Here is a 25,416-nt window from a genome sequence, read left to right on the forward strand (position 1 = left end):
AGACCGTCCTCCTGTCAGCCCATGTCAGCAGCACAGCGCTCGGCGTCGCGCATCAGGCGCCAGTCGGCCAAGAGCACGCGGTGGCGCCGGCCCATGCGACGCCCGGCCGACACGGCGTCGGCGATCCGGTCGAGGCGGAAATGGCGAAAATCGCCGCGCATCTCGCACCACGCGGCGAGCACCTCCGCCTGGTCGAAGAAGCCCACGATGATCGGCCAGACGACGCGGTGCGATGCGGCGCCCGCCTTGTCCGTGTAGCGGATCGCGAGCGCGTCCTCCGCCCGGATCGCCTCGCGGATCGTCCCGAGACAGGCGAACTCCTCGGCCGCCGCGCCGCCTGCGAAGAGTTGCACCGCTTCGGCCGAACGGTTCGCGGGCAGGACCGCCTCGATCTTGGCGAGCGCACCGGCCGCGCCCGGCCCGAGCGTCTCGGGAAGACGCCGCGTGACGAGGCGCAGGCCGAGCACCAGCGCGTCGATCTCGTCCTCGTCGAACATAAGGGGCGGGAGCGTGAGGCCGGGACGCAGGACGTAACCGAGGCCTGCCGCGCCCTCGACCGGCACGCCCTGCCCCTGAAGCACGGCGATGTCGCGGTAGAGCGTCCGGAGACTGATGCCGAGTTCGGCGGCGAGCGTCTCGCCCGCCACCGCGCGCCTGTGACGACGCAGAAGCTCCACGAGATCGAGGAGCCGTGCGGCGCGCGTCATCGCTCGGTGAGCTTCAGCTCGATGCGCCGGTTGCGGGCGCGCGCGTCCGGCGTGTCGCCCGCGACCAGCGGCTGGAACTCGCCAAAGCCGGTCGCGGCGAGGCGGTTGGCCGGAACGCCGGCGCCGACGAGGAAGCGCACCACGGCAGCCGCGCGGGCGGTGGAGAGCTGCCAGTTGTCGGCGAACCGCCCGCCGGTGATCGGCACGTTGTCGGTGTGGCCGTCGACACGGATGATCCAGTTGATGTCGGAGGGGATCTCGCGGTTCAGCTGGATGATCGCCTCGGCGAGCTTTTCCATCTCGTCGCGCCCCGCCGGCTGAAGCACGTCGGCGCCCGACGAGAACAGGACCTCCGACTGGAACACGAAGCGGTCGCCGACGATGCGGATATTGTCGCGGTCGGCCAGAATCTCGCGCAGGCGGCCAAAGAAGTCCGAGCGGTAGCGCGCGAGTTCCTGCACGCGCTGGGCAAGCGCGACGTTGAGCCGGCGACCGAGATCGGCGATCTGCGTCTGCGATTCGCGGTCGCGGCTCTCGGAGGCACCGAGCGCGTCCTCAAGCGCTGCGATCTGCTGGCGGAGTGCGGAAAGCTGCTGGTTCAGGAGGTCGATCTGGGTGCGCGCCTGCGCCGACACCTGCCGCTCGGAAGCGACCTGCGCCTGCAGCGTGCCGATCTGCGAGCCGGCGTCGCCAGCACCGGGGCCCGAGCGCGTCCCGTCGAGCGCCGCTTGGAGCCGCGTGCGCTCGGTCTCGGCGCCGGCAAGCGAGGCCTGCAGCGCCGAGATCTGGTCTTGGAAATCGGTCGAGTTGGAACGCTCCAGCGCGAGCAACTGGTTGAGCTCTGCGATCTGCGAGTTCAGGCGGTCGAGCACCGTGTCGCGACCCGACAGGTCGCGGCTGAGCAGGAACTGCGCGATCACGAAGACCGACAGAAGGAACATGATGGCCAGAAGGAGCGTCGACAGGGCGTCCACGAAGCCCGGCCAGTAGTCGACCTCGCGCCGCAGCCGGCGTCCGCGCCCGAGCGCCATCGCGTCAGTTCCGCTCGATCTCGGTCAGCGACCGGTTCAGCCGCTCCAGAACGCGCCGCATCTCGCGCTGCTCGCCGGCCTGCGCCTCGACGAAATCGCGCAGCGTCTGCTGCTCGCCGCGCATGTGCTGGACGAGGCCCTGGATGCTTTCGGCAAGGTTCGCCATCGCCGCCGAGGTGCGCGGGCTGGTGGAGTGCTCCAGAACCAGCCGGTTGATCCGGTCCGACAGGAGGCGGAATTCCTCGCCGCTGGAGCCGACGGCCGCCCCGTCGGGCGCGGCGACGGTCGCCGGCACGGCTTGGCCCGCCTCGACCGCGACGGTCGAGAGCCAGTCCTCGAGCTCGGTGTAGAAGCGGTTCTGCGCACGCCCGACCTGAAGGTCGAGGAAGCCGAGCACAAGCGAGCCGGACAGGCCGAACAGCGAGGACGAAAAGGCCGTTCCCATGCCCGACAGCGGGGCGGACAGGCCGTTCTTGACGGAATCGAGCACGGTCGCCGCGTCGCCCGCCGCCGGGTCGAGCGACTGGATCGTCGCCGAGATCGAGCCGATCGTGGTGAGAAGGCCCCAGAACGTGCCGAGAAGGCCGAGGAAGACGAGGAGGCCGACGAGATAGCGCGACACGTCACGCTGCTCGTCGAGGCGCCCGCCGACGGAATCGAGGATGGCGCGCACCGAGGGCGCGGGGAGCGTGCGCGGCATCGCGCCGTGGCCGATCATCGCCTCCATCGGCGCGAGCAGTACCGGCGAGCGCGCGCGGCGCTCGCGGTCGTTGTCGCGAAGCGCGTTCAGCCAGCGCACTTCGCGCGCCAGCCGCGCGATCTGCAGGACCGCCATCAGGATGCCGACGGCAAGGACGCCGAGGATCAGGCCGTTGAGGCCGGGATTGGTCGAGAAGGCCTGAATGACCTGCCGGCCGAGGATCATCGCCACAAACCCGGCGAGCGCCAGAAAGACGAGCATCGCCCACAGGAAGACCAGCGGGCTGGAGAACCGTTCCGGCCCCCCGTGCGGGAGGGGGCGGCCGTCGGGAGGAGAACTCGAAACCTGCATCGATACGGCACCCGCTTGGCGAAGTCGCTGGCTGGCCGCGAAGCTAGCTGAGCGGGCGCGCGCTGCAAACCGGTTTTTCGGCAAAAGCGCGCGGCTCACAAGGCTTTGGCGGCCCGGAACCGGACCACCGGACGACGCCTTCCGGCGTTACGACGCCGCTTCGGTCGCGTCGGCGCCCTCGGCTTTCGGCTTCGGCGTCCCGCGCATGGCGGTCGCCGCCTTCTTCAGCTCGCCCACCAGCGCCCGGTGGATGATCTCGTTGCCGCAGGCGATGTCGCCCTCCACGAACTCGAACTTCGAGCCGTCGGAATGGGTGACGAAGCCGCCGGCCTCGCGTACCAGCATCGAGCCGGCCGCGACGTCCCACGGCTGGAGCGAGTGCTCCCAGAAGCCGTCGATGCGGCCCGCCGCGACATAGGCAAGGTTCAGCGACGCCGAGCCGAAGGCGCGGATGCCGGCCGCCTCGCCCATCATCTTGCGGGCCTCGAAGAGGTAGCGCGCGTGGTCGGCATGGCCGAGATGGGGAATGCCGGTCGCCACGACGCACTCGGCAAGTTTGGTGCGCGCGGCGACGCGGATGCGCCGATCGTTCAGGAAGGCGCCGCCGCCCTTTTCGGCCGAGTAGAGCTCGTCCGTCGCGGGGTTGAAGATCACGCCGGCGACGATCTGGCCGTCGCGCTCCAGACCGATCGAGATCGCGAAATGCGGGATGCCGTGCAGGAAGTTGGTGGTGCCGTCGAGCGGATCGACGATCCAGCGGTGCTGGGGATCGCGGCCTTCGATCGCGCCGCGCTCCTCCATCAGGAAGCCCCAGTCGGGCCGCGCGCGCGACAGTTCCTGGAAGACGATCTCCTCGGCCTTGCGGTCGGCGTGCGACACGAAGTCGGCCGGCCCCTTCATCGAGACCTGGAGGTTCTGCACCTCGCCGAAATCGCGCGTGAGCGAGCGCCCCGCCTTCATGGCGGCCTGCGTCATCACGTTCATCAGCGCCGAACGGGCCATGGCTTCAACTTTCCTGACAACAATCGAAAGAACGGGCAGAGGCCGCCGGGGCGGACACCGCACTCCCGCAGCCGGATACGGCGCAGGACGAAATGGGGAACGGGGGCCTTGGAACCACAAAACGCCGGTCGGTTCAAGTCCGGCGCGTCAGCTGGCGCGGAAGCGGTTGGCGGCTTCGAGCGCCCCCTTCTGGTCGGCGTCGGGCAGGGTGCGGAACCAACCGTCCAAAGTCGCATCGGAGTTGGAGGCGCGCCGCGCGAGCACCGTCCACATCGCCGCCTGGGCCCGGTCGCGCGGGGTGCCGACGCCGTCCTTGTAGAGATGGGCCATGCGGTTGACGGCGATCGGATTGCCGCGCTCGGCCGCGCCCTTCAGCCAGCGGAAGCCTTCCACCGGGTCCGGCGCCCCGCCCCGGCCGTTGATCAGCCAGATGCCGAGCTCGATCTGCGCGGTGTCGCTGCCGCCCTTGGCGGCTTCGGCCAGCCAGCGGCGCGCCTCCGCGTCGTCGGCCTTCTCGACGCCCTTGCCGTAGGCGTAGAGCTGGGAGAGCGCGTACTGCGCGTCGGGCAGGCCGGATTCGGCCGCCTTGCGGAAATAGCCGGCGGCATCGCCGAAGCCGCCGGTCGGCGCGGCGCGGATCAGCATCTGGCCGTAGTTGTAGGCCGCGAGCGGGTTGCCGGCATCGGCCGCCGCCTTCATCAGATCGCGGGCCATGGCGTCGTCGTGCACGACGGCGCGCCCCTCGATCAGGAGCATCGCGTAGCGGAACTGGGCTTCCGGCACGCCGGCCTTGGCCGCGACGCCGTACCAGCGCGCCGCCTCGGTCTCGTCGCGCGGCACGCCGAGCCCGCGCCCGTAGATCTCGCCGAGCAGCGTCTGCGCGGCCGGATCGCCGAGATTTGCGAGCGGCTCGGCGATCCGGAGCGCCGAAAGGTAGTAGCCGCGCTGGAAGGCGCCGTAGGCCTGTGCACTGGCCGAGGTGCCGTCAGCAGCACCGGGGTCGTCGGTCGCATTGGCGACCGGCGTCGGCAGGAGGTTCGATGACAGCGCCGGCGCCGGTGGCGTGCCGGCGGATGGCGCGGCGGTCACAGCGTTGGGTGCCGGGGGCGCCGGGGCGGCCGCATCCTGCGCGACGGCCGGCGAGCCGAGGAGAAGCGTGGCGAGGAGCGCGGCGCGCTTCATGCCGTAGCCTCCTCCATCGCCCGGTCGATCATCCGGTTGGCCGCCTCGACCTGCACCGCCGCGGCGCCGAGATCGGCAAAGACGGCACTCGACACGGCAATGAACTCGGCGCGCGTCTCGATGGCGCTGCCGAGCGTCGCCAGATCCGATCCGCCCTGCACGATGCAGGGGATCTCGACGATCGAGGCCCACCATTCGGCGAGTTCCAGATTGCGTCGCAGCGGCTCGGCCGCGCCGTCGGCGCCGAGCTTGCCGAAGAACATGTAGTCCGGCATGCACTCGCCCGCCTCCAGCGCGTCGTGGCGCGTCGTGAAGCCGGAGCCGCCGACGATGAGGCGCGGCGAGAAGCGGCCCACCGCCTCGCGCAACGCGGCGACGCTGCCGGAGGCGTCGTGGAAGCCGTCGGCGCGCACGCGGCCGGCGCAGCGCGTGTCCTCGGCGACGATCGCGGCCGCCCCCGCTTCCTGGATCAACGGCACCAGACGCTCGGCGAAATCCTGGAACGGGCCGGGCTGGCGGCCGGCCGGATCGATCAGCACCGAAGCGACGTCGCCCGCGCCGAGCGCGGCCCTCAAGGCAACCTCGCCGGCATCGCCATCCGGAAGGAGGGTCGTCGCCAGGACAAGTCGGGGGCGGATACGGTCGTCTTCGGTCATGAGAAACATCTGCGCAGCGGGCGCCGGAGGCGCCGGATCGGGGCCGGATCGGCCGGCGGGCTGCTGTAGATACCGATTGCGGCGAGACTACAAGGGTCGCGGCGGGATCGGAAAGGACGCGGCCCCTCGTGAGGCCGCGCCCAAGAATGTTGATTGGCGGTCAGTGGGTCGATTGACGCAAACGCTCGATCTCGTCCTTCAGCTGCAGCTTGCGCCGCTTCAGGTCCTGTATTTCCGCATCGCTCATGGCAGGCTTGGTGTGGGCCGTGGCGATTTCCTCGTTCAGGGCCGAATGGCGCTGCTCCAGGGTCGCGAGATGGGCATCCAAGGACATTCTTGAGCTCCTTCTGGGTCTCTAGTCTCCCTCCATCGACGCCCGGACGACCGAAGCGCCGTGGACGACATGAAGGTGTCACATAAGTTTTGGCCTGTCGAATGCGGATCAAGACCCGGGTTTTTAAATTCCCTCCATCCTGATAACGAGGAGGTGGGGTCGGAGCGTCCGGGGTCAGGGTTTGCGCGGGTTTCGCGCAAGTCCAAGGGCGCGGGGTCGATTTTTTGTGATGCCGCGGCCCGTCGACCGGGCGCCGGGGCACGACGGGTATCGCGTTCGAGGGGACCTTGGTGGCGGATCAGGAACAGGCCGAACTCAGGCTGCAGCTCGCCAGGCTGCGCCAGGAACACGCGGATTTCGATGCCGCGATCGAGGCGATGGAGACGACCGGCTGCGACCGGCTTCAGATCCAGCGCATGAAGAAGAAGAAGCTCCTGATCAAGGACCGTCTCCAGGACCTCGAGGATCAGGTCCTGCCGGATATCATCGCATGACGGTGCCGCCCGTCGCCGTCATCATGGGCAGCCAGTCGGACTGGGCCACCATGAAGCACGCGGTCGAGACGCTGGACGCGCTCGGCATCGCGCACGAGGCGCTGATCGTCTCGGCCCACCGCACTCCCGACCGGCTCGTCGAGTTCGCCAAGGGCGCGCGCGACAAGGGCTTCAAGGTGGTGATCGCAGGCGCCGGGGGGGCCGCCCACCTGCCGGGCATGACGGCCTCGATGACGCCGCTGCCGGTCTTCGGCGTGCCGGTGGAAAGCCGGGCGCTGTCCGGTCAGGACAGCCTCCTGTCGATCGTGCAGATGCCCGCCGGCATTCCCGTCGGCACGCTCGCCATCGGCCGGGCGGGCGCGGTCAACGCCGCGCTTCTCGCCGCCAGCGTCCTCGCCCTCACCGACGCCGGCCTCGCCGGGCGTCTCGACGCCTGGCGTCAGCGCCAGAGCGAAGCCGTCGCCGAGCGCCCGGTCGACGACGCGGCGCCCGCGCATTGACCCTCCCCCTATCGAGGCGGACCGTATGACAGCCCCCCTCCCCTTCGGCTCCACCATCGGCATCATCGGCGGCGGCCAGCTCGGCCGCATGCTGGCCTCGAGCGCCGCGCGTCTCGGCTTTCGCACGCTGGTGCTCGACCCGGACGCGGACTGCCCGGCGGCGCAGGTCGCGAACGACCTGATCCGCGGCGCCTACGACGACGCGGCCGCTCTCCGCCAGCTTGCCGACCGCAGCGACGTCGTCACCTACGAGTTCGAGAACGTGCCCGTCGCGCCGTTGCGCGCGCTGGGTGGGCCCAAGCCGATCCATCCGCCGATCGAGGGGCTGGAGGTCGCGCAGGACCGGGTGGTCGAGAAGGCCTTCCTCAACGGCATCGGCATCGCCACGGCGCCCTGGCGGGCGGTGGACGACCCGCAGGAGCTCGACCACGCGCTGCTCGATCTTCGCGGCGACTGCATCCTGAAGACGCGCCGCCTCGGCTACGACGGCAAGGGCCAGGCGACGATCGCCGAAGGCGGCCCGCACGACGACGTGTTCGAGAGCCTCGGCTCGGTGCCGGCGATCCTCGAGAAGAAGGTGCCGTTCGAGCGCGAGATCTCGGTGATCTCGGCGCGGGGGCAGGACGGCTCCTTCGTCGCCTTCGATCCGGCCGAGAACGTCCACCGCATGGGCATCCTCAGCCGCTCCACGGTGCCGGCGGAGGTACCGCAGGAGATCGCCGAACGGGCGGTCGAGACCGCGCGCGCGATCATGGACAAGCTCGGCTATGTCGGCGTCATCGGCGTCGAGTTCTTCGTGGGCGCGGACGGCACGCTGCTGGTCAACGAGATCGCGCCGCGTGTCCACAATTCGGGCCACTGGACCGAGGCGGCGTGCACGATCTCGCAGTTCGAGCAGCATATCCGCGCGGTCGCAGGCCACACGCTGGGGGCCGCCAACCGCCATTCCGACTGCGTGATGGAGAACCTCATCGGCCACGACGTCGAGCGGGCCGAGGCGCTGCTCGCCGAACCGGACACGCTGGTCACCCTCTACGGCAAGCGCGAGGCAAGGCCCGGCCGAAAGATGGGGCACGTCACCCGGCTGAGCCCGCGAAAGGCCATCTGAAAGGGCGGGCGGGGCGCCGTCACATGGTTGACATCGCACCCCGCCTGCCGTTATTGCCACCCTCAGGTCGACGCGCCCCCACGGCGCGTTTTTCATTATGCGGCGGAATGGGACTAGGCCCGATCGTCGCCTCGCAATCGACGGTCGAAGTCATGAAGATCAAGAACTCGCTGAAGTCCCTCAAAGGCCGCCACCGCGCCAACCGCCTGGTTCGCCGCAAGGGCCGCATCTACATCATTAACAAGCTGGCCCCGCGCTACAAGGCGCGTCAGGGCTGACGCTTCGGGCCGCTACGGCGGCTCATCGGAAATTGTTTGGAAGGCGCGCTGGGACGACGTAAGTTCGTCTCATGCGCGCCTTTTCCCGTTTCAAGACCACCCTTCTCGCCGCCGCTCTCGTCTCCGCCGCAGTAGTTGCGCCCTCGATGGCGCAGGATGCAGCGGCGCCCGGCGCGCCTCCGGCCCCCGAGACACCGGCCGCAGCGGCGGACAAGGCTCCTGCCGCGCCGCCTGTCGCCGAGACGCGCGAGGCTCGTCTCGACGGTCTGTTCGAACGGCTGAAGCGCGAGCCGGACGCCGAGAAGGCGACCGGGATCGCCAACGAGATCCAGTCCGTCTGGCTGGAAAGCGGCAGTGCGACTGTCGACCTCCTCATGCTGCGCGCGACGCAGGCCATCGCCCGCAAGGATGCGGCGGCGGCGCTGGACTTCACCGACCAGGCGATCGTCCTCGATCCCGACTACGCGGAAGCCTACAACCGACGCGCGACGCTGCACTACACGCAGAATCGCTACGCGCTTTCGATGGCCGACGTCGAGGAGGTGCTGAAGCGCGAGCCGCGCCATTTCGGCGCGCTGACGGGGCTTGGCGCCATGCTGGAAGAGCTGGGCCGCGACCGGGAGGCGCTGGACGCCTACAGCCGCGCGCTCGCCATCTATCCGACACTGAAGGCCGCGCAGGACGCGGCGGGCCGGCTGGCCGAGGAACTCTCTGGCCAGCCGGCCTGATCCGTCAGATGGCCGAGAGGCCGTCCGAACCGATATAGGCGATGCGGATCATGTTGGTGGCGCCGGGCGTGCGCAGCGGCACGCCGGCGGTCACGATCACGCGCTCGCCGACCCGCGCATAGCCCTGCTGGACCGCGAGGCGACAGGCGCGGTTGACCATGTCCTCCATGTCGGAGGCGTCGTCCGTCACCACGCAGTGAAGGCCCCAGACGAGGCTGAGGCGACGCGCGGTCGCCTCGATCGGCGAGAGCGCGAGGATCGGGATCTGCGGGCGCTCGCGCGCCGTGCGGATGCCCGTCGTGCCGGTCGAGGTGTAGGTGACGATCGTCGCGACCTGCAGCGTCTCGGCGATCTGGCGCGCGGCCAGCGACACGGCATCGGCGCCGGTCGCCTCGGCGGCGGGGCGCTGCGCGAAGATGATGCCGGGATAGAGCGGGTCCTTCTCCACCTCGACCGCGATGCGGTCCATGGTCTGCACCGCCTCGACCGGATAGGCGCCCGCCGCCGACTCGGCCGACAGCATGATCGCGTCGGCACCCTCGAAGACGGCGATCGACACGTCCGACACCTCGGCGCGTGTCGGCACCGGCGCGGTGATCATCGATTCCAGCATCTGCGTGGCGACCACCACGGGCTTGCCGGCGCGGCGGGCGGCACGGGTGATGCGCTTCTGGATGCCCGGCACCTGCTCCAGCGGCATCTCGACACCGAGGTCGCCGCGCGCCACCATGATCGCGTCGGAGAGCTCGATGATCTCGTCGAGGCGCTCGACGGCTTGCGGCTTCTCGATCTTCGACAGGAGGCCGGCGCGCCCGCGCGAGAGCTTGCGGGCCTCGGCGAGGTCCTCCGGGCGCTGGATGAAGGACAGGGCGAGCCAGTCGACCTCGGCCTCCAGCACCGCGTCGAGGTCGCGCCGGTCCTTGTCGGTCAAGGCGCCGCTCGTCAGCAGCGTGTCGGGAAGGCTGACGCCCTTCTTGTCGGAGATGCGCGTGCCCGCGACGACCTCGCAGCGGATCGCAGTGCCGGTGGTCGAGAGGGCGCGAAGCTGCAGCTTGCCGTCGTCGATCAGGAGGCGATGGCCGGGCTGGACGGTCTCGAGGATTTCGGGATGGGGCAGGTAGACGCGCGTCGCGTCGCCCGGCTCGGGATTGTTGTCGAGCGTGATGATGTCGCCCGGCTTGAGGTCGACCTTGCCTTCCGCGAACTTGCCGACGCGAAGCTTCGGTCCCTGCAGGTCGGCCAGGATGCCGATCGGCCGGTCGACGGCGGCTTCCACGCGACGGATGCGGGCGACGAGCTCGCGCATCGAATCGTGGTCGGTATGGCTCATGTTGATGCGGAAGACGTCTGCGCCCGCTTCGTGCAGCTTGCGGATCATCGCCTCGTCCGACGAGGCCGGCCCGAGCGTTGCAAGAATCTTCACGCGGCGATTGCGTTTCATGGCTGGTCGGTCCCTTCGCGTGCCGCTTCCGTCAGCTGGACCATCCAGCTGCCTTGCCCGCCGGTGTCGTACTCCCGAAAGCCCATCTTCTGGTACCCTCGGGCGAAGCAGTCCTTGACCCCGACGATTTTGAACTCGTTCTCGGCGATGCACATGTCGATGTCGCCCGCCCACCGACCGACACCCTCGGCGTCCTCGGCGTAGATGTAGTAGTAGCGCGACTGAAGCTCACCCTCGATGACAGAGCGGCAGGTCGTCGCCGGAATGCGCCACCAGCCCTCGCTGACCCACCCTTCCGCCGTTCGCTGGCCGACCGCGACGCCGACCAGCGCCTGCGTGCCGTTGCACACCCGGAAATCGGCATGGGCGGCGGCAGCGAACAGGGGCAGCGACAGGACGGAAAGACCAAGGGTCAGAACGGCGGCGGCGATCGGGGAACGAAGCCCCAGGATCGGGCGAGACGGCATGGGCGACCCTTTGGATAAGGACAGCGGCGGGCCCTTCTCGCATAGTCGGTAAAACTGTCAAAGACGCGGCGGGCCGGATGGCCCATTCTTTTTATTAAATCGATACGATCGCACACGTGAGCCCGCTTGCGGCGCGCGGCGCCGGGCCCGATATCGATGCCGAACGCCTGATGAAGGGACCTCGCGAATGGACCGCGCACCGACCACCACCGAACTGGAAGCCGCCGCCTTCCGGCGACTTCGCGACCACCTGCGCGAGCGCACCGACGTGCAGAACATCGACCTGATGAATCTCGCGGGCTTCTGCCGGAACTGCCTGTCCAACTGGTATGCGGAAGCCTCCGCCGAGGCCGGTCGGCCAATCGGCAAGGAGGAAGCGCGCGAGATCGTCTACGGCATGCCCTACGACGAGTGGCGCGCGCGCCACCAGCGCGAGGCGAGCGCCGAGGCGCAGGCTACGTTCGACGCATCCAAGCCGCACGATTGAGGCCGGCGTAACGCTCGGGTAACCATTCGGCGTCATCGAAGAGGGGAAAGCGGTCGCCGGTTCCGGCGCCCTGCCCCAGTCGTCCGTTACGAGGTTCCCCATGTCCAACGCCACCGAGGAAGTCGCCCAGGATCAGCTCCGCTCTTTCGTCGAGCGCATCGAACGCCTCGAGGAGGAGAAGAAGCAGATTTCCGACGACATCAAGGACGTCTATGCCGAAGCCAAGGGCAATGGCTTCGACGTCAAGGTGCTGCGCAAGGTGATCTCACTGCGCAAGCAGGACGCCAACGAGCGCGCCGAGATGGACGCGATCCTCGACCTCTACCTTCAGGCGCTGGGAATGATGCCGTCCGGCGAGTAAGCCGCCCCCCCCGAACAGCCTATCGAAACGCAGAACGCCTCCGGCTCGCGCCGGAGGCGTTCTGCATTCGGCTGGCGTCCGAAGCTTCAGCGGCCGCGACGGCGCTTGTGGCCGAGACCCATCTGCTTGGCGAGGCGCGAGCGCGCCGCGGCGTAGCTCGGCGCCACCATCGGATAGTCCGCCGGCAGGTCCCACTTCTCGCGGTATTCCTCGGGCGACAGGTTGTAGTGCGTCATCAGGTGACGCTTCAGCGACTTGAACTTCTTGCCGTCCTCGAGACACACGATGTACTCGTCGGTGACCGACTTCTTCACGGAAACAGCGGGCTTGGGCTTCTCGGCCGGAGGCGGCTCCGGCTGCGCGCCGGTCATGCCGAGGGCGCCATGGACATCCGCGATCAGGGCGGGCAGGTCGGCAACCGGCATGGAATGATTGCTGACATAGGCCGCGACGACATCCGCCGTCAGCTCCATCAGATCATCATTGTCATCCGGCAGGTTCAACTCGTCCATGTCTTTTCCGATCCGATCGTCAGGCGCGACAGTTGGCAAAGTCCCTTGCGCCCGGCGATTGCGACAAATCGCGAATCGTCTTCCGGGCCCAGCGAAGCAACTATGCACCATCGTTGATTCAAACGGTATCTGAGAAACCATCTGATTTTTGTCAAGCTCGGATCGGTGTACGGCAAGTTCAGTGCGCCGACGTCCCGCGACCTCTGCCGCATTCAACTTGAGATGTGGGCATGGGACCCGACACAACCGGCCGCGAAAACTTGGGCCTTCGGGCCTGATGGCGCCTCGACTGCACAAACGCGAACGCCCGCACCGAGGGTGCGGGCGTCGAGTGATCGAAGCGTCCGGTCAGTTGATCTTGCGGACCGGCATGAAGTTGACGGCCTTGCCCTCGAAGCGGCCCGCGGCCGACGGGGAGCCGGTCTTGCGCGAGAAGCCATGCGCGAACACCGTGTCCGGCACGTTGCCGATCAGGCTGTGGGCGACGGGACGCTGGAGGTCGGCCTCCAATGCGCGGCGCTCAGGATTGGCGATCAGCGCGGCCACCTCGACGCGCTCGGCGATGATGCGCGCCGACGGCTGCGCGGCGCGGCGGGCGGCGGCCATCGCCGCCTCGTCGCCGACGACGCGCCCGCCCTTGGCGGACACGGCCGGCCGGGCAGCGGACTTCGACACCGCCGGCGTGGCCAGTGACGCGACGCGGACCGGCTGTGACGAAGCCGGGATCGGCGCTGCGGCGGCAAGGGCGGCGATCGCCGTCGCTTCCACCGGACGATGCGACGGCGTGACGGCAGGACGCGCAGCCGGCTCTGCACCGGCGGCGGCCACGGTGCTCTCGGCCATGGCGGCGGCGATGATGGATTCGGGCGTCAGTTCGGGCTCGGCGCCGATCATGCGAGGTGTCGGCAGGGCGGCCTGGTCGGCGCGCAGCACCGCCTCGAACGGCGGCCGGGCACGGGGCATCGGCACGGCATAGGCGAGCTGGGCGGGAGCGCCGGGCGCGACTTCGGCCTCGGCTTCCAGCGCGGCGACGAGGGTCGTCGCGGGATCGACGGCATCCGGGCGGACCGGCGCACTGGTGGGCAGCGGCACGCGGGCCGGAACCAGGGCGGCGACCGCGGTCTCAGCCGCGGGGATGCCGGCGGGCGGGGCCGTGCGAGCCGGGCTCGACCCGTCGAACGTGTCGCGCTCGGGCATGGCGACGCCGGCGGGCAGCGCGGCAGGCGGCAGAGCGCGCGCCGGGCGGACCGCAGCGACCTGGACCTCGGGCTCGGGCGCCGTCCGCGCCGGACGCGCGGCCGGGGTGCGGCCGACGGGTGCAGCCGTGGCCTCGGCCTCGTCCTCAGCCTCGTCCGCGCCGCCGCCAAAGATCGCCGCCAGAAGCGAACGGCCGCCGCCGCTACGCGACGAGGACGCTATCTGCACGTCGTTCGCGCCCTTGCGCTTGTTGTAGGAGGCGAGAGCCGTCTCATAGCCGGCCAGCGGCTTTCCGTCGGAAGGCACGTGGATCGTGTTGCCCTTCGGGAAGATGCTGGCGAGCTCGCTGCGGCTCATGCGCGGCCAGTAGCGGCCCTTTCCGGTGTCGAAATGGACGAAGGGCGAGCCGGAACGCGGATAGTAGCCGACGCCGCCGAGCTGCATGCGAAGGCCGATATCGCGCACCTTCTTCAGCGGCACGTCGGGCAGGAAGAAGTCCACCGCCTTGCCGGACATGTGGAGGCTGGAGCCGGCGACGCCGCTGGAGCGCGACCGCAGCATCTTGTTGGTGCCGGGCGAACGGTAGCCGCCGATGACGTGGATATAGCCGCGCGAGCCGGACTGCTTGTGCGCCTCGTAGAGAAGGTCGAGGAGCTTCGGGTCCATCGTCGTCGGCTTGTTCTCGCGCCAGTCGCGCAGCGCCCAGTTGGCCTTCTTCAGGCCATCGGGCAGGAACTTGCCGTCACGCTTGTAGACGATCTCGGACTTTTCCTTGAGATGGACGTGATAGAGCTTGAGGGTCCGCGTCTCGGCCTCAGCCGCCGTTGCGGCCAGTAGGCCCATCAGGACGACCGCCGCACGCTTGAAGGCGCGTGGCGATACGCATTCGGTCCATCCGAACATGCGGTATTTCCCCCGGTGCGTCGTCCCGCTGATGGATGTCCCCACCAGATTTCTATGGCCCCCGATCAGGCTGACAAGCCTCATCGGGAAAGAGTGCGGCACGAAAATGACACTTGGTCCATTGTTTCGCCAATACACAGGATTTTGGTTAACGGCGAGTGAAAACCGGGTCGATCTCGCTGCCTGCCTCCGGACCGTCTTCCGACGCATGCCCAAGCGCGAAGGATGCGCCGACGCTGCAGGCGTCCTATATGGCCGGTCGAGCCGGCCTTCCCGAAGGTTTGGCCTTGCGTCGTTCCCCGGAGTGTCCCGCCCATGAGCCCAGCGTCGCCGTCCCCGTCCAGCCCCTCGGCCGTCGAGGGAGCCGCGCTTCCCGAGTGGAACCTGTCCGATCTCTACGCGGGCATCGATGCGCCCGAGATCAAGCGCGACCTTGACGAGGCAAGCCGCCGCGCCGCCGCGTTCCAGGTACGCTGGAAGGGACGCCTCGGTGAAGCGGCCGACCTGACCGGCGAGAACGGCCTCGGGGCGGCGATCGCCGAGTTCGAGGCGCTGGAGGAACTCCTCGGCCGCCTGATCTCCTATGCCGGCCTCGTCTATTCCGGCGACACCGCCTCGTCCGCCAACGCCAAGTTCTATGGCGACATGCAGGCGCGCGTCACCGACATCTCGTCGCTCCTCCTGTTCTTCACGCTGGAGCTTAACCGCATCGACGAGCCGGCGATGGACGCCGCGATGGAGCGCGACGCGCAGCTGGCGCACTACCGTCCGTGGGTCGTCGATCTGCGCCAGGACAAGCCCTTCCAGCTCGAAGACCGGGTGGAGGAGCTGTTCCTCGAGAAGTCGGTGACCGGCCACGGCGCCTGGAACCGCCTCTTCGACGAGACGATGACGGCGCTGCGCTTCACGGTGGACGGCAAGGAACTGGCGCTGGAAGAGGTGCTGAACCTCCTGCAGGACCCCGACCGCGCCCGGCGCGCCAAGGCCGGGGCGGCGCTCGCCGAGGTGTTCCGCCGCAACCTGCGCACCTTCGCACTGGTCACCAACACGCTTGCCAAGGACAAGGAAATCTCCGACCGCTGGCGCGGGTTCGAGGATGTTGCGGACTCGCGCCACCTCGCCAATCGCGTCGAGCGCGAGGTGGTCGACGCGCTCGCCAAAGCGGTGTCCGAGGCCTATCCCTCGATCGCCCATCGCTACTACGCCCTGAAGGCGAAGTGGCTCGGCCTCGACGCGCTGGAATTCTATGACCGCAACGCGCCGCTGCCGGGCGCCGCCAAGTGTGACATCGGCTGGGACGAGGCGCGCGAGACGGTGCTGTCGGCCTATCGCGACTTCGCACCCGACATGGCCGAGATCGCCGGCCGCTTCTTCGAGCGCAACTGGATCGATGCCGCGGTGCGCCCCGGCAAGGCGCCGGGCGCCTTCGCGCATCCGACGGTGCCGAGCGTGCACCCGTACGTGCTCGTCAACTATCTCGGCAAGCCGCGGGACGTGATGACGCTCGCGCACGAGCTCGGCCACGGCGTCCATCAGGTGCTGGCGGGCGACCAGGGCGCGCTGATGGCCTCGACGCCCCTGACGCTCGCCGAGACGGCCTCGGTGTTCGGCGAGATGCTGACCTTCCGCTCGCTGCTCCAGCGCGCGACCTCGCTGCCCGAGCGGCGCACCCTGATCGCCTCGAAGGTCGAGGACATGATCAACACGGTGATCCGCCAGATCGCCTTCTACGAGTTCGAGCGCGAGATCCATATCGAGCGCCGGAAGGGCGAGCTGACGGCCGAGCGGATCGGCGAGATCTGGATCACGGTGCAGCGGCGGAGCCTTGGTCCCGCGGTGAACCTCGGCGAGGGATACGAGACCTTCTGGACCTACATCCCGCACTTCATCCATTCGCCCTTCTACGTCTACGCCTATGCGTTCGGCGACTGCCTCGTGAACTCGCTCTACGCGGTCTACCAGAATGCGGAAGAGGGCTTCCAGGACCGGTATTTCGCGATGCTGCGGGCGGGCGGCACCAAGCACCATTCGGAGCTTCTCGCCCCGTTCGGGCTCGATGCGACCGATCCCGCCTTCTGGCGTCAGGGTCTGTCGATGATCTCGGGGCTCATCGACGAACTGGAGGCGATGGACAAGGCGGACTGACAGCTCACCCTTCGAGGCGGTCGCCCCAGTCGGCCCGCCTCGCCTCCCGGAAACGATCCCCATCGCGCTTGGTCACCAGCGCGTCGGCGATCGTGCCGTCGGGGCGGCAGAGCTTGAGGCGCACCTTGCCGCTGCCCGCGCGCGGCGGGGCGAGGACGCGCTGATAGCTCGGCCTCGCCGGCGCGTCGCGCGCGAGGGCGACATAGGCGAACTTCTCGTCCTCGTAGGGCACCTCGGCCTCCTTGGCGCGCAGGTGAAGGCGCGAGCGCGGCAGGCGCTGGGCGAAATGGCACCAGTCGGGCGCGACGATCGGACAAGAATGAGCGTGCGGACAGGGCGCCACGACGCAAGCGCCAACCGCGATCAGACGGTCCCGCACCGCGAGGACGCGGGCCCAACCGGCGGGGGTCCCCGGTTCGACGACGAGGAGGACGCCGTCGGTCTTCGACCAGAGCGTGTCGGCGAGCGGCGCGATCTCGGCCGGCGCGATCTCGTCGAGGACATAGGAAAGGGTCACGAGATCGGCGCGGGGCATGGCGGCAAGATCGGACGCGAGGTCGCCCGCCCGCCAGTCCGGCGTGAACGCGAAGGCGCCCACGCCCAGCCGATGCCCCAGCCGGCGGATCGGTGCGGAGGCTTCGAGCAGCGTCGCGCCGATGAGCGTGGGAAACGCGTCCGCGGCGGCCCACATCACGGTGCCGGGGCCGGCGCCGACATCGAGAAGCGTTGCCGGCGCGAAGTCGGGGCGCCCCTCGACCAGCGAAGCGAGGGCGGCGCGAAGGGCGGCATAGGTCGCCGGCAGGCGCGCGGCCGCATAGGCCTTGGCGAACAGGTCGTCGGACAGGTGCATGCGACCGTCCCGGGTCTCGGCGCGGTATCGCCCGGACAGCACCTCGCCGGCCCGTCGAAGGTCCGCGAGCGGGGTGCCGGCGATCTCCGCCTCGATCGCGGCACGCAAGGGGGTCGGCAGGTCCATGGATCGATGCGCGGGCGTCCCACGGTCCAGCGCTTCCGCCGACCTCCGAACGCCAAGCCCCTTTTATTTGACAGCGTTCTGCTCTAGCCCGGCGCTTCCAGACACGTCCAGACCGAAAGGGACCCCATGGCAGACGAGAACTTCCCGATCCATGCCGAGATCACCGGCCCGATCGTGATGATCGGCTTCGGCTCCATCGGGCGCGGCACGCTGCCGCTGATCGAGCGCCACTTCAAGTTCGACAAGTCGCGTTTCACCGTGATCGACCCGCGCGACACCAGCCGTCACCTCCTCGACGAACGCGGCATCCGCTTCATCCAGGAAGGCGTGACGCGGCAGAACTACCGCGATCTGCTGACGCCCCTCCTGACGGACGGCGGCGGCCAGGGCTTCCTCGTCAACCTGTCGGTCGACACCGGTTCGGTCGATCTCATGCGCATGTGCCGCGAGCTCGGCGTCCTCTACATCGACACGGTGGTCGAGCCCTGGCTCGGCTTCTACTTCGACGACACGATGTCGAACGCCGACCGCACGAACTATGCGCTGCGCGAGACGCTGCGCAAGGAGAAGCGCAAGCATCCGGGCGGCACCACGGCGGTCTCCACCTGCGGCGCCAATCCGGGCATGGTCTCCTGGTTCGTCAAGCAGGCGCTCGTCGACATCGCGCGCGACACCAACCTCGACTTCGAGGAGCCGGGCCCGGACGACCGCGAGGGCTGGGCGAAGCTGATGAAGAAGGTCGGCGTCAAGGGCGTCCACATCGCCGAGCGCGACACGCAGGTCGCCGCCAAGCCGAAGCCGCGCAACGTGTTCTGGAACACGTGGTCGGTCGAGGGCTTCCTCTCGGAGGGCATGCAGCCGGCCGAGCTCGGCTGGGGCACGCACGAGAAGTGGATGCCCAAGAACGGCAAGACTCACAAGAAGGGCTGCCAGGCCGCCATCTATCTCGAGCAGCCCGGCGCCAACACGCGCGTGCGCACCTGGTGCCCGACGCCGGGCTCGCAATACGGCTTCCTCGTCACGCACAACGAGTCCATCTCGATCGCGGACTACTTCACCCATCGCAACAAGGAGGACGAGGTCACCTATCGGCCGACCGTCCACTACGCCTACCACCCGGCGAACGATGCGGTGCTGTCGCTGCACGAGCTGTTCGGCGCGGCCGGCAAGATCCAGCCGGAACACCACGTCCTCGACGAGAACGAGCTGGTGGAAGGCATCGACGAGCTTGGCGTCCTCCTCTACGGGCACGAGAAGAATGCCTACTGGTACGGCTCGCAGCTGTCGCTCGAGGAAACGCGCCGCATCGCACCCTACCAGAACGCGACCGGCCTGCAGGTCACCTCGGCGGTGCTCGCCGGCATGGTCTGGGCGCTCGAGAACCCGGAAGCCGGCATCGTCGAGGCCGACGAGATGGACTATCGCCGCTGCCTCGAGGTGCAGCGCCCGTATCTCGGACCGGTGAAGGGCTACTACACCGACTGGACGCCGCTGACCGACCGTCCGGGCCTTTTTCCCGAGGATCTCGACGAGAAGGACCCCTGGCAGTTCCGGAACATCCTCGTCCGATAAAGTCGGATAACCAAAATCAACAGTGGAAAAGCCGCAGGTCATCCTGCGGCTTTTTCGTTATAGTCTGGCGCATCGGTTCGCCCGCCCTAACATTCAGCCCCAAGTGCTTGATGCGCTTGAGGAGTGTCTGATGGGCGAGTTCTTGTCCGAAGCCCAGCGTAAGCGCAGTATCATCCGCGAAATCATGGACGCGGCCATGTCCGGCTCGCCTGGTTCGATCGCGCGCCACTTCGCGCCCGGCGCCATGTTCTCCAACCGGAACAATGCCGGCATCATCGACGCGCCCTGGTTCAACCGGATGGAGGGCGAGTATCGCCTGCAGGGCGAGGAGGAGGCGAAGTCCTTCCTGAACGAGCTCCTGCGCCGCGCGACCTACATTTCCTACAAGCCGCGCGGCATCGTGGTCGAGGACGACGAGGGCGCGAGCCGCTGCGACTGGACGCGGCAGGACGAGACGAACGGCTCGCTCGTCACCGGCAGCACGATGTACTGGTTCTCCTTCACCACGGACGGGCGCATCCGCTCGATCGAGACGATCGGCACGATCCATTCGGTGATTTCGCCGAAGCGCGAGGAAGCGTTCGCGGGATCCGGCACACGCGGCTGAGGATAGCGCGACGGGCGCCCATGACTCCGGGCGGCATCTGCCTTAAACTTCTTTCAACTTTCATCGTTTGCCCCTCCGGAGTCGTCGATGCGTTCCTTCACCCGCGCCTTGCCCGTCCTTGCCGCCGCGCTCGCCCTGTCGGCCTGCGAGACCATGGCGCCGCCGCAGCAGATGGCGGTCGCCCCGCGCCCTGCGGGTCTCGAAGGCGAGTGGTCGTCGGTCGGGGGCCCGGTCGCCTATACCGCGACCTTCGCGGGCGGGCGCTTCACCTCAAAGGAAGCGGCGACCGGGGCCGTTCTCGCCGAGGGCAACTACACCAAGACGGGTCAGGCGCAGGCCAGCATCATTTACACCTCGCGCTCGCGCAACCAGCAGGTCTCGGTGAACTGCGCGCAGATGTCGGCCGACCGGCTGGCTTGCGTCAACGCAGACGGCAGCCGCTTTGAGTTCAGCCGCAAGGCCTGACCGGGTCCTGAGCGGGGCGGACGCTTTGTCCGCTTGCCCGCACGCCCTCCCCTGTCCATATCCGACCGCGGCGGCGGCCCCAAGCGGCCCGTCGCCGCAGTCGTTTCCGGTTCCTTGCAAGCGAACGCGCCCATGCTGACCAGCCCCCATCCCGCCGCGTCCTCGACCGCGATCGGCCCGCTGCCGCCGGGCCATCCACCGGTGAAGCCGAAGAAGGTGGGCGTGCTCCTCGTCAATCTCGGCACGCCCGACGGGACCGATTACAAGCCGATGCGGCGCTATCTCAAGGAATTCCTGTCCGACAAGCGCGTCATCGAATGGCCGCGTGCTGCGTGGTTCCCGATCCTCTACGGCATCGTCCTCAACACGCGGCCAAAGAAGTCCGGCCACGCCTACGAGCAGATCTGGAACAAGGAGCGCAACGAGAGCCCGCTACGCACCTTCACCCGCTCGCAGGGCGAGAAGCTCGCACAACGCATGTCGGGCGAGCGCAACGTCGTCGTGGACTGGGGCATGCGCTACGGCAATCCGTCGATCGCGACCCGCGTCGAGGCGCTTCGGGCCGAGGGGTGCGAGCGCATCCTCTGCTTCCCGCTCTACCCGCAATATTCGGCCTCGACCACGGCGACGGTGAACGACAAGTTCTTCGAGCACCTCATGGCGCAGCGCTGGATGCCGGCCGTGCGCACGGTGCCCGCCTATCACGACGAGCCCGTCTACATCGAGGCGCTCGCGCGCTCGATCGAGACACATCTCGCCTCGCTCCCCTTCGAGCCCGAGCGCGTCATCGCCTCCTATCACGGCATTCCACAGAGCTACTTCCGCAAGGGCGACCCGTATCACTGCCACTGCCAGAAGACCTCGCGCCTCGTCGAGGAGCGCCTCGGCTGGGAGAAGGGCCGCTTCATGACCACCTTCCAGTCCCGTTTTGGGCCGGAAGAGTGGCTGCAGCCCTATACCGACAAGACCGTCGAAGCGCTCGCCAAGCAGGGCATCAAGCGCATCGCCGTCCTCAACCCCGGCTTCGTCTCGGACTGCCTGGAAACGCTCGAGGAGATCGCGGGCGAGGCCGGCGAGATCTTCCGCGAGCACGGCGGCGAGCACTTCAGCCACATCCCATGCCTTAACGATTCCGAGGACGGGATGGACGTGATCGAGCACATGGTCCGCCGCGAGCTGCGCGGCTGGGTGGACTGACGCGGAGCGCTCGCCCGGCGGCAGACCGCCGCCGCCCTCAGGCGACGCCGATGCGCAGGAGGTCGTGGAGGTGGATGATGCCCACCGGCCTCTCGTTCTCCACCACCATCAGCGCCGTGATGTTGGCACCGTTGATGATGTCGAGTGCCTTGGCCGCCAGCGTGTCGGGCCGGATGGTCTTGGGCGAGGGCGTCATCACCTCGTCCACCGTGCGCGACAGGAGGTCGGAGGCGAGGTGACGGCGTAGGTCGCCGTCGGTGACGATGCCGAGCAGCCGCCCGGCCTCGTCCACCACCGCGACGCAGCCGAAGCCCTTGCGCGAGATGGCGAGGATCGCCTCGCCCATCTTCGTGCCGCTCGCCACCAGCGGCAGCGCCTCGCCCTTGTGCATGACGTCGCCGACATGGCGAAGGCTCGCGCCGAGCTGCCCGCCGGGATGGAAGACGCGGAAGTCGCTGGGGCTGAAGCCCCGGCGCTCCAGAAGCGCGACGGCCAGCGCGTCGCCGAGCGCCAGCTGCAGCGTCGTCGACGTCGTCGGCGCGAGGCCGTGCGGGCAGGCCTCGGTGACGCGCGGCAGCACGAGGCGCTCGTCGGCGGCCGAGCCGAGCGCCGAGGTCTCGCGCGAGGTGATGGCGATCAGCGGGATCCGGAAGCGCCGGGTGTAGGAGACGATGCCGGTGAGTTCGGCCGACTCGCCCGACCACGACATGGCGAGTACCGCGTCGTCGCGCCCGATCATGCCGAGATCGCCGTGATTGGCCTCGACCGGATGGACGAAGAAGGCCGGCGTGCCGGTGGAAGCGAAGGTCGCGGCGATCTTCGAGGCGACATGGCCGCTCTTGCCGATGCCGGTAACGACGAGCCGTCCGCGCACGCCGGCGATGAGGTCGAGGCTGCGCTCGAAGGCGGCGCCAAGATCGCCCGCCAGCGCGTCGGCCAGAAGCGACAGGCCCTCGGCCTCGGTGCGGACGGTGCGGATCGCCGATCGGGTACCGGAGGCGGGGTCGGCGGCGAGCGGAAGAGCGTTCAGGGTCATTCGCTTCCCTTACTCCCGCGGCGCGATGCGCGCCAGCGCCCCCGCCCCACGTGCCGTTCGGTCAGCCCGGCTCCATGATGGGCGCCTACGAATCGAGACATCGATGCCCTCCGGCCGGCCGACGCGCTGCGCCCATCACCCGATCGGACATGACGCCCCTCCTTCGCCCCCTCCTCGCCTCGCTGCTCCTGAGCGCCGGACCGGTCGCAGGACTTGCGCTGGCGCAGGATGCCGGCGACGTGCCCCCGATCCGCGGGCGTGCCGACGAGATGCGCCTGTCCGACACGGTGGACCTTCGCACGCAGACGCAGGATTCCCGAGAGCGCGAGGCGGTGCAGCCGCTCGATCCCGCGCAGCGCGAGCTGTCGAACGACCTTGACACGCCCCTCGCCGACCCGGCCGAAGCGCAGCCGCCCGCCCGGCCGGACGCCGACGCCGCCGATCCCGCCGAGGCGCTCGACCTCTTCGCCGGCCCGCCGGAGCCGCGCCGCGAGAACCTGCCGCATTCGACGCGGCAGGCCGCTCCGGCCCAACCGGTCGATGCCGGCGTCCGGCCGGCGCGCGCCTCGCGCACGGGCGCCGCAGCCGCGCTCGACGGGATCGCTTCCGCCGACGCCGAGTTGGCCGCGGATGAAACGGAACTGCGCCCTGCCGCCGCCGACCTGCCGCCCGATCTGTTCCGCGCCGTCGGCCCTGTGCGCAGCCCGACGCAGGACACGCAGCTCGGCCGCCAGGGCGGTGCGGGCCTCGACGACCTCCGCCGCGCCCTGCCCCGGACGCAGGACGACCCGTTCGCGCCGCTCGGCCTGCGGCTCGGCTCCTTCACGCTCTATTCCGCGCTGGCGCAGAGCTTTGGCACGTCCGACAACCTGACCAACACGCTCGACGGGGTGCGAGGCGCGTTTTCCGAGACCTCCGGCTCGGTCCGCCTCCTCTCGAACTGGGATCGCCACGAGGCGGAGATCAACGCGCTCGCAAGCTTCCGCCGCAACGATTCCGGGCCCTTGCAGGACGTTCCGCGGATCGACGTCGACGCGCGCCTTCGCCTCGACATGAGCCGCGACTGGACGGCGACGCTGCGGGGCGCGCTGCGCTTCGACCGCGACGATCCCCTGGTGAGCGGCCCGGCCACCGCGGAAGCCTCGACGCGCGACATTCTCGCCTATTCCGCCGGCGCGACGCTCGCGCGCGATGTCGGCCGCCTCCACAACCAGCTCGACCTGTCGGCGGTGCGCGAGGACCGCGACGACGGGCTGTTCGACGGCGCCGTGCGCCGCCTCGACGACAGCTTCACCACCTGGAGCGCGGGCCTGCGGACCGGCTACGACGTGACGCCCGCGCTGCGCCCCTTCGTGTCGGCGAGCGTCGGACGACGGCTGTTCGACGAGACCCTTCTCGGCTCGCCCTCGCGCGACAGCGTCATCCCGGCGCTTCGCGGCGGGGTTGGCTTCGACTGGGGCGAGAAGCTGTCGGGCGACGTCGCGGTCGGCTACGCCTGGAACGTGCCGGACGACGACCGGCTCGGCACGGAGGCGAGCCCGACCATCGACGCAAGGGTGAACTGGTCGCCTCGACGCGGCACCGATGTCCTTCTGCAGGCCGAGACGTTCTTTGAACCGGACACGTCGGGTCTGGCAACTTCGACGCTCTACCAGGCTTCGCTCGGCCTTCGCCATCGCGCGACGGCGCGGATCGATCTCGAAGGGCGCCTGATCGCCGGCCTTCGCGACGGAGCTGTGGCGGGCGACGAGAACCTCTATGCGGCCGAAACGGGCCTCACCTACTGGCTGAGCCGATACCTCGCGGTGACCGCGCGCTACCGCTACGACCGGTTCGATTCGCCGCTGCCGGGGCTCGACTACGACGCCAACACGTTCCGGCTCGGGGTGCGGCTCCAGCGCTGAGCACCGAATATGAGAAAGGGGCGCCCTGCGGCGCCCCTTTCTCATATTCGGTGCTCGTGGAGCCCTTACTCGGCCGCCGTGCGCGGCGCAGCGCGGCGCTCTTCCGGCTCCACCGTGCGCATCAGCTCCTCGAGGTCGTCGAAGACCTTGTGGCGGATGTCGTGGCGCCAGAGGGCGAAGGCGACGTTGGCCTGGATGAAGCCTTCCTTGGAGCCGCAGTCGAAGGTGCGGCCGGCGAACGGGTAGGCGAAGAAATCCTGCTGCTTGGCAAGCTTCAGCATGCCGTCGGTCAGCTGGATCTCGTTGCCGGCGCCCTTCTCCTGCGTCGACAGGATGTCGAAGATCTCGGGCTGCAGGATGTAGCGGCCGGAGATGAAGAAGTTCGAGGGCGCCTCGTCGGCCTTCGGCTTCTCGACCATGCCGTCGATGCGGAAGCCCGAACCGACCTCGGCGCCCTTGCCGACGATGCCGTACTTGTGGGTCTCGGCCGGATCGCACTGCTCCACCGAGATGACGTTGCCGCCGGTCTCCTCGTAGAGTTCGACCATCTTCTTCAGGCAGCCTTGCGTGTCCTGCATGATCATGTCGGGCAGGAGGAGGGCGAAGGGCTCGGGGCCGACGAGGTCGCGCGCGCACCAGACCGCGTGGCCGAGGCCGAGCGGGGCCTGCTGTCGCGTGAAGCTCGCGGTGCCGGGCGTCGGCTGCAGGCTGTCGAGGAGCTTCAGCTCGGTCTGCTTGTTGCGGTCGGTCAGCGTGTTCACGAGCTCGACCTGGATGTCGAAGTAGTCCTCGATCACGCCCTTGTTACGGCCCGTGACGAAGATCAGGTGCTCGATGCCCGCCTCGCGGGCCTCGTCCACGACGTACTGGATCACGGGGCGGTCGACGACCGTCAGCATCTCCTTGGGGATTGCCTTGGTGGCCGGCAGGAACCTCGTTCCAAGACCCGCCACCGGGAAGACGGCCTTCCTGACCTTGCGCATTCGTGATCCTTCCTGCCGGTTACGAGATCGTGACTATATGCCCGATCGAAACGCCGCGTCGAGCGAATCGCCCGCGAGCGCCGTGATTTCGC

General features: G+C 68.9%; 27 protein-coding genes. 13 read left to right on the forward strand and 14 right to left on the reverse strand.

Annotation, left to right across the window (positions count from 1 at the left end; translation table 11 throughout):
• Positions 1-14: 14 nt before the first annotated feature.
• The 7 genes from ACLNGM_RS21100 to ACLNGM_RS21130 form a co-directional block, all read right to left on the reverse strand.
• A complete protein-coding gene (locus tag ACLNGM_RS21100) occupies positions 15-707 on the reverse strand; it encodes a helix-turn-helix transcriptional regulator (protein ID WP_416356453.1) in 693 nt (230 codons plus the stop codon).
• Positions 704-1,738, reverse strand: coding sequence for a peptidoglycan -binding protein (locus ACLNGM_RS21105; protein WP_416356454.1), 1,035 nt, complete (start codon positions 1,736-1,738; stop codon positions 704-706). Before ACLNGM_RS21105 ends, ACLNGM_RS21100 begins: the two co-directional genes overlap by 4 nt.
• A gap of 4 nt (positions 1,739-1,742) precedes the next feature.
• Positions 1,743-2,789, reverse strand: coding sequence for a flagellar motor protein MotA (locus tag ACLNGM_RS21110; protein WP_416356455.1), 1,047 nt, complete (start codon positions 2,787-2,789; stop codon positions 1,743-1,745).
• Positions 2,790-2,936: 147 nt separating this feature from the next.
• Positions 2,937-3,791, reverse strand: coding sequence for an inositol monophosphatase family protein (locus ACLNGM_RS21115; protein ID WP_416356456.1), 855 nt, complete (start codon positions 3,789-3,791; stop codon positions 2,937-2,939).
• A gap of 147 nt (positions 3,792-3,938) precedes the next feature.
• A complete protein-coding gene (locus ACLNGM_RS21120) occupies positions 3,939-4,973 on the reverse strand; it encodes a tetratricopeptide repeat protein (RefSeq protein WP_416356457.1) in 1,035 nt (344 codons plus the stop codon).
• Positions 4,970-5,629, reverse strand: coding sequence for a thiamine phosphate synthase (locus tag ACLNGM_RS21125; protein ID WP_416356458.1), 660 nt, complete (start codon positions 5,627-5,629; stop codon positions 4,970-4,972). Before ACLNGM_RS21125 ends, ACLNGM_RS21120 begins: the two co-directional genes overlap by 4 nt.
• A gap of 160 nt (positions 5,630-5,789) precedes the next feature.
• Positions 5,790-5,963, reverse strand: a complete 174-nt coding sequence (locus tag ACLNGM_RS21130; protein WP_082505842.1) for a YdcH family protein — start codon at positions 5,961-5,963, stop codon at positions 5,790-5,792.
• Between the two features lie 290 nt (positions 5,964-6,253).
• Between ACLNGM_RS21130 and ACLNGM_RS21135 the strand changes: the two genes are divergently transcribed.
• The 5 genes from ACLNGM_RS21135 to ACLNGM_RS21155 all read left to right on the forward strand — a co-directional run bounded on the left by ACLNGM_RS21135 (position 6,254) and on the right by ACLNGM_RS21155 (position 9,071).
• Positions 6,254-6,457, forward strand: coding sequence for a YdcH family protein (locus ACLNGM_RS21135; protein ID WP_055893011.1), 204 nt, complete (start codon positions 6,254-6,256; stop codon positions 6,455-6,457).
• Entirely contained in the window at positions 6,454-6,957 is a 504-nt protein-coding gene (gene purE / locus ACLNGM_RS21140) for a 5-(carboxyamino)imidazole ribonucleotide mutase (protein WP_416356459.1), read from the forward strand. The genes ACLNGM_RS21135 and purE overlap by 4 nt, the downstream gene beginning before the upstream one ends.
• Before the next feature lie 25 nt (positions 6,958-6,982).
• The gene (locus ACLNGM_RS21145) at positions 6,983-8,065 is read left to right on the forward strand and encodes a 5-(carboxyamino)imidazole ribonucleotide synthase (RefSeq protein ID WP_416356460.1); all 1,083 of its coding nucleotides are present in this window, start codon (positions 6,983-6,985) and stop codon (positions 8,063-8,065) included.
• A 152-nt stretch (positions 8,066-8,217) separates the two neighbouring features.
• Entirely contained in the window at positions 8,218-8,343 is a 126-nt protein-coding gene (gene ykgO / locus ACLNGM_RS21150) for a type B 50S ribosomal protein L36 (protein ID WP_019998227.1), read from the forward strand.
• A 71-nt stretch (positions 8,344-8,414) separates the two neighbouring features.
• A complete protein-coding gene (locus ACLNGM_RS21155; RefSeq protein ID WP_416356461.1) occupies positions 8,415-9,071 on the forward strand; it encodes a tetratricopeptide repeat protein in 657 nt (218 codons plus the stop codon).
• 4 nt (positions 9,072-9,075) lie between these two features.
• Here ACLNGM_RS21155 and pyk read toward each other — a convergent pair whose 3' ends face one another.
• Together pyk and ACLNGM_RS21165 are read right to left on the reverse strand one after the other, a co-directional pair.
• Positions 9,076-10,512 carry a pyruvate kinase gene (gene pyk, locus ACLNGM_RS21160; protein ID WP_416356462.1) on the reverse strand — a complete coding sequence of 479 codons (1,437 nt, stop codon included), beginning with the start codon at positions 10,510-10,512 and terminating at the stop codon, positions 9,076-9,078.
• The gene (locus ACLNGM_RS21165; RefSeq protein WP_090961782.1) at positions 10,509-10,979 is read right to left on the reverse strand and encodes a DUF1036 domain-containing protein; all 471 of its coding nucleotides are present in this window, start codon (positions 10,977-10,979) and stop codon (positions 10,509-10,511) included. The genes pyk and ACLNGM_RS21165 overlap by 4 nt, the downstream gene beginning before the upstream one ends.
• A gap of 187 nt (positions 10,980-11,166) precedes the next feature.
• Between ACLNGM_RS21165 and ACLNGM_RS21170 the strand changes: the two genes are divergently transcribed.
• The gene (locus ACLNGM_RS21170; RefSeq protein ID WP_090961784.1) at positions 11,167-11,466 is read left to right on the forward strand and encodes a DUF1244 domain-containing protein; all 300 of its coding nucleotides are present in this window, start codon (positions 11,167-11,169) and stop codon (positions 11,464-11,466) included.
• 100 nt (positions 11,467-11,566) lie between these two features.
• Positions 11,567-11,827: a DUF2312 domain-containing protein gene (locus tag ACLNGM_RS21175; protein WP_055892534.1), complete on the forward strand. Its 261-nt coding sequence runs from the start codon at positions 11,567-11,569 to the stop codon at positions 11,825-11,827.
• Positions 11,828-11,913: 86 nt separating this feature from the next.
• On the opposite strand, the gene ACLNGM_RS21180 is transcribed toward ACLNGM_RS21175, so the two are convergent.
• On the reverse strand, positions 11,914-12,339 hold the full coding sequence (locus ACLNGM_RS21180; RefSeq protein ID WP_090961786.1) for a MucR family transcriptional regulator: 426 nt from the start codon (positions 12,337-12,339) through the stop codon (positions 11,914-11,916).
• 348 nt (positions 12,340-12,687) lie between these two features.
• Positions 12,688-14,439, reverse strand: a complete 1,752-nt coding sequence (locus ACLNGM_RS21185; RefSeq protein WP_416356463.1) for a DUF882 domain-containing protein — start codon at positions 14,437-14,439, stop codon at positions 12,688-12,690.
• Positions 14,440-14,754: 315 nt separating this feature from the next.
• On the opposite strand from ACLNGM_RS21185, the gene ACLNGM_RS21190 reads away from it, so the two are divergent.
• Entirely contained in the window at positions 14,755-16,584 is a 1,830-nt protein-coding gene (locus ACLNGM_RS21190; RefSeq protein WP_416356464.1) for a M3 family oligoendopeptidase, read from the forward strand.
• 4 nt (positions 16,585-16,588) lie between these two features.
• On the opposite strand, the gene ACLNGM_RS21195 is transcribed toward ACLNGM_RS21190, so the two are convergent.
• Positions 16,589-17,560 carry a small ribosomal subunit Rsm22 family protein gene (locus tag ACLNGM_RS21195; RefSeq protein ID WP_416356465.1) on the reverse strand — a complete coding sequence of 324 codons (972 nt, stop codon included), beginning with the start codon at positions 17,558-17,560 and terminating at the stop codon, positions 16,589-16,591.
• A gap of 126 nt (positions 17,561-17,686) precedes the next feature.
• Here ACLNGM_RS21195 and ACLNGM_RS21200 point away from each other — a divergent pair, with 126 nt between their 5' ends.
• The 4 genes from ACLNGM_RS21200 to hemH all read left to right on the forward strand — a co-directional run bounded on the left by ACLNGM_RS21200 (position 17,687) and on the right by hemH (position 21,401).
• Positions 17,687-19,132, forward strand: coding sequence for a homospermidine synthase (locus ACLNGM_RS21200; RefSeq protein WP_416356466.1), 1,446 nt, complete (start codon positions 17,687-17,689; stop codon positions 19,130-19,132).
• 130 nt (positions 19,133-19,262) lie between these two features.
• Positions 19,263-19,739, forward strand: a complete 477-nt coding sequence (locus ACLNGM_RS21205; RefSeq protein ID WP_090961797.1) for a nuclear transport factor 2 family protein — start codon at positions 19,263-19,265, stop codon at positions 19,737-19,739.
• 87 nt (positions 19,740-19,826) lie between these two features.
• Positions 19,827-20,204: a hypothetical protein gene (locus tag ACLNGM_RS21210; protein ID WP_090961799.1), complete on the forward strand. Its 378-nt coding sequence runs from the start codon at positions 19,827-19,829 to the stop codon at positions 20,202-20,204.
• A 132-nt stretch (positions 20,205-20,336) separates the two neighbouring features.
• The gene (gene hemH / locus ACLNGM_RS21215; protein ID WP_416356467.1) at positions 20,337-21,401 is read left to right on the forward strand and encodes a ferrochelatase; all 1,065 of its coding nucleotides are present in this window, start codon (positions 20,337-20,339) and stop codon (positions 21,399-21,401) included.
• 37 nt (positions 21,402-21,438) lie between these two features.
• Here hemH and ACLNGM_RS21220 read toward each other — a convergent pair whose 3' ends face one another.
• Positions 21,439-22,437: a KpsF/GutQ family sugar-phosphate isomerase gene (locus ACLNGM_RS21220; protein ID WP_416356468.1), complete on the reverse strand. Its 999-nt coding sequence runs from the start codon at positions 22,435-22,437 to the stop codon at positions 21,439-21,441.
• Positions 22,438-22,586: 149 nt separating this feature from the next.
• On the opposite strand from ACLNGM_RS21220, the gene ACLNGM_RS21225 reads away from it, so the two are divergent.
• On the forward strand, positions 22,587-24,341 hold the full coding sequence (locus ACLNGM_RS21225) for an outer membrane beta-barrel protein (protein WP_416356469.1): 1,755 nt from the start codon (positions 22,587-22,589) through the stop codon (positions 24,339-24,341).
• Positions 24,342-24,406: 65 nt separating this feature from the next.
• Here ACLNGM_RS21225 and galU read toward each other — a convergent pair whose 3' ends face one another.
• Entirely contained in the window at positions 24,407-25,324 is a 918-nt protein-coding gene (gene galU, locus ACLNGM_RS21230) for a UTP--glucose-1-phosphate uridylyltransferase GalU (protein ID WP_416356470.1), read from the reverse strand.
• Positions 25,325-25,416 lie beyond the last annotated feature (92 nt).

It is taken from the genome of Aureimonas phyllosphaerae (genome assembly GCF_047943035.1).
Classification (GTDB): Bacteria; Pseudomonadota; Alphaproteobacteria; order Rhizobiales; family Rhizobiaceae; genus Aureimonas; species Aureimonas phyllosphaerae.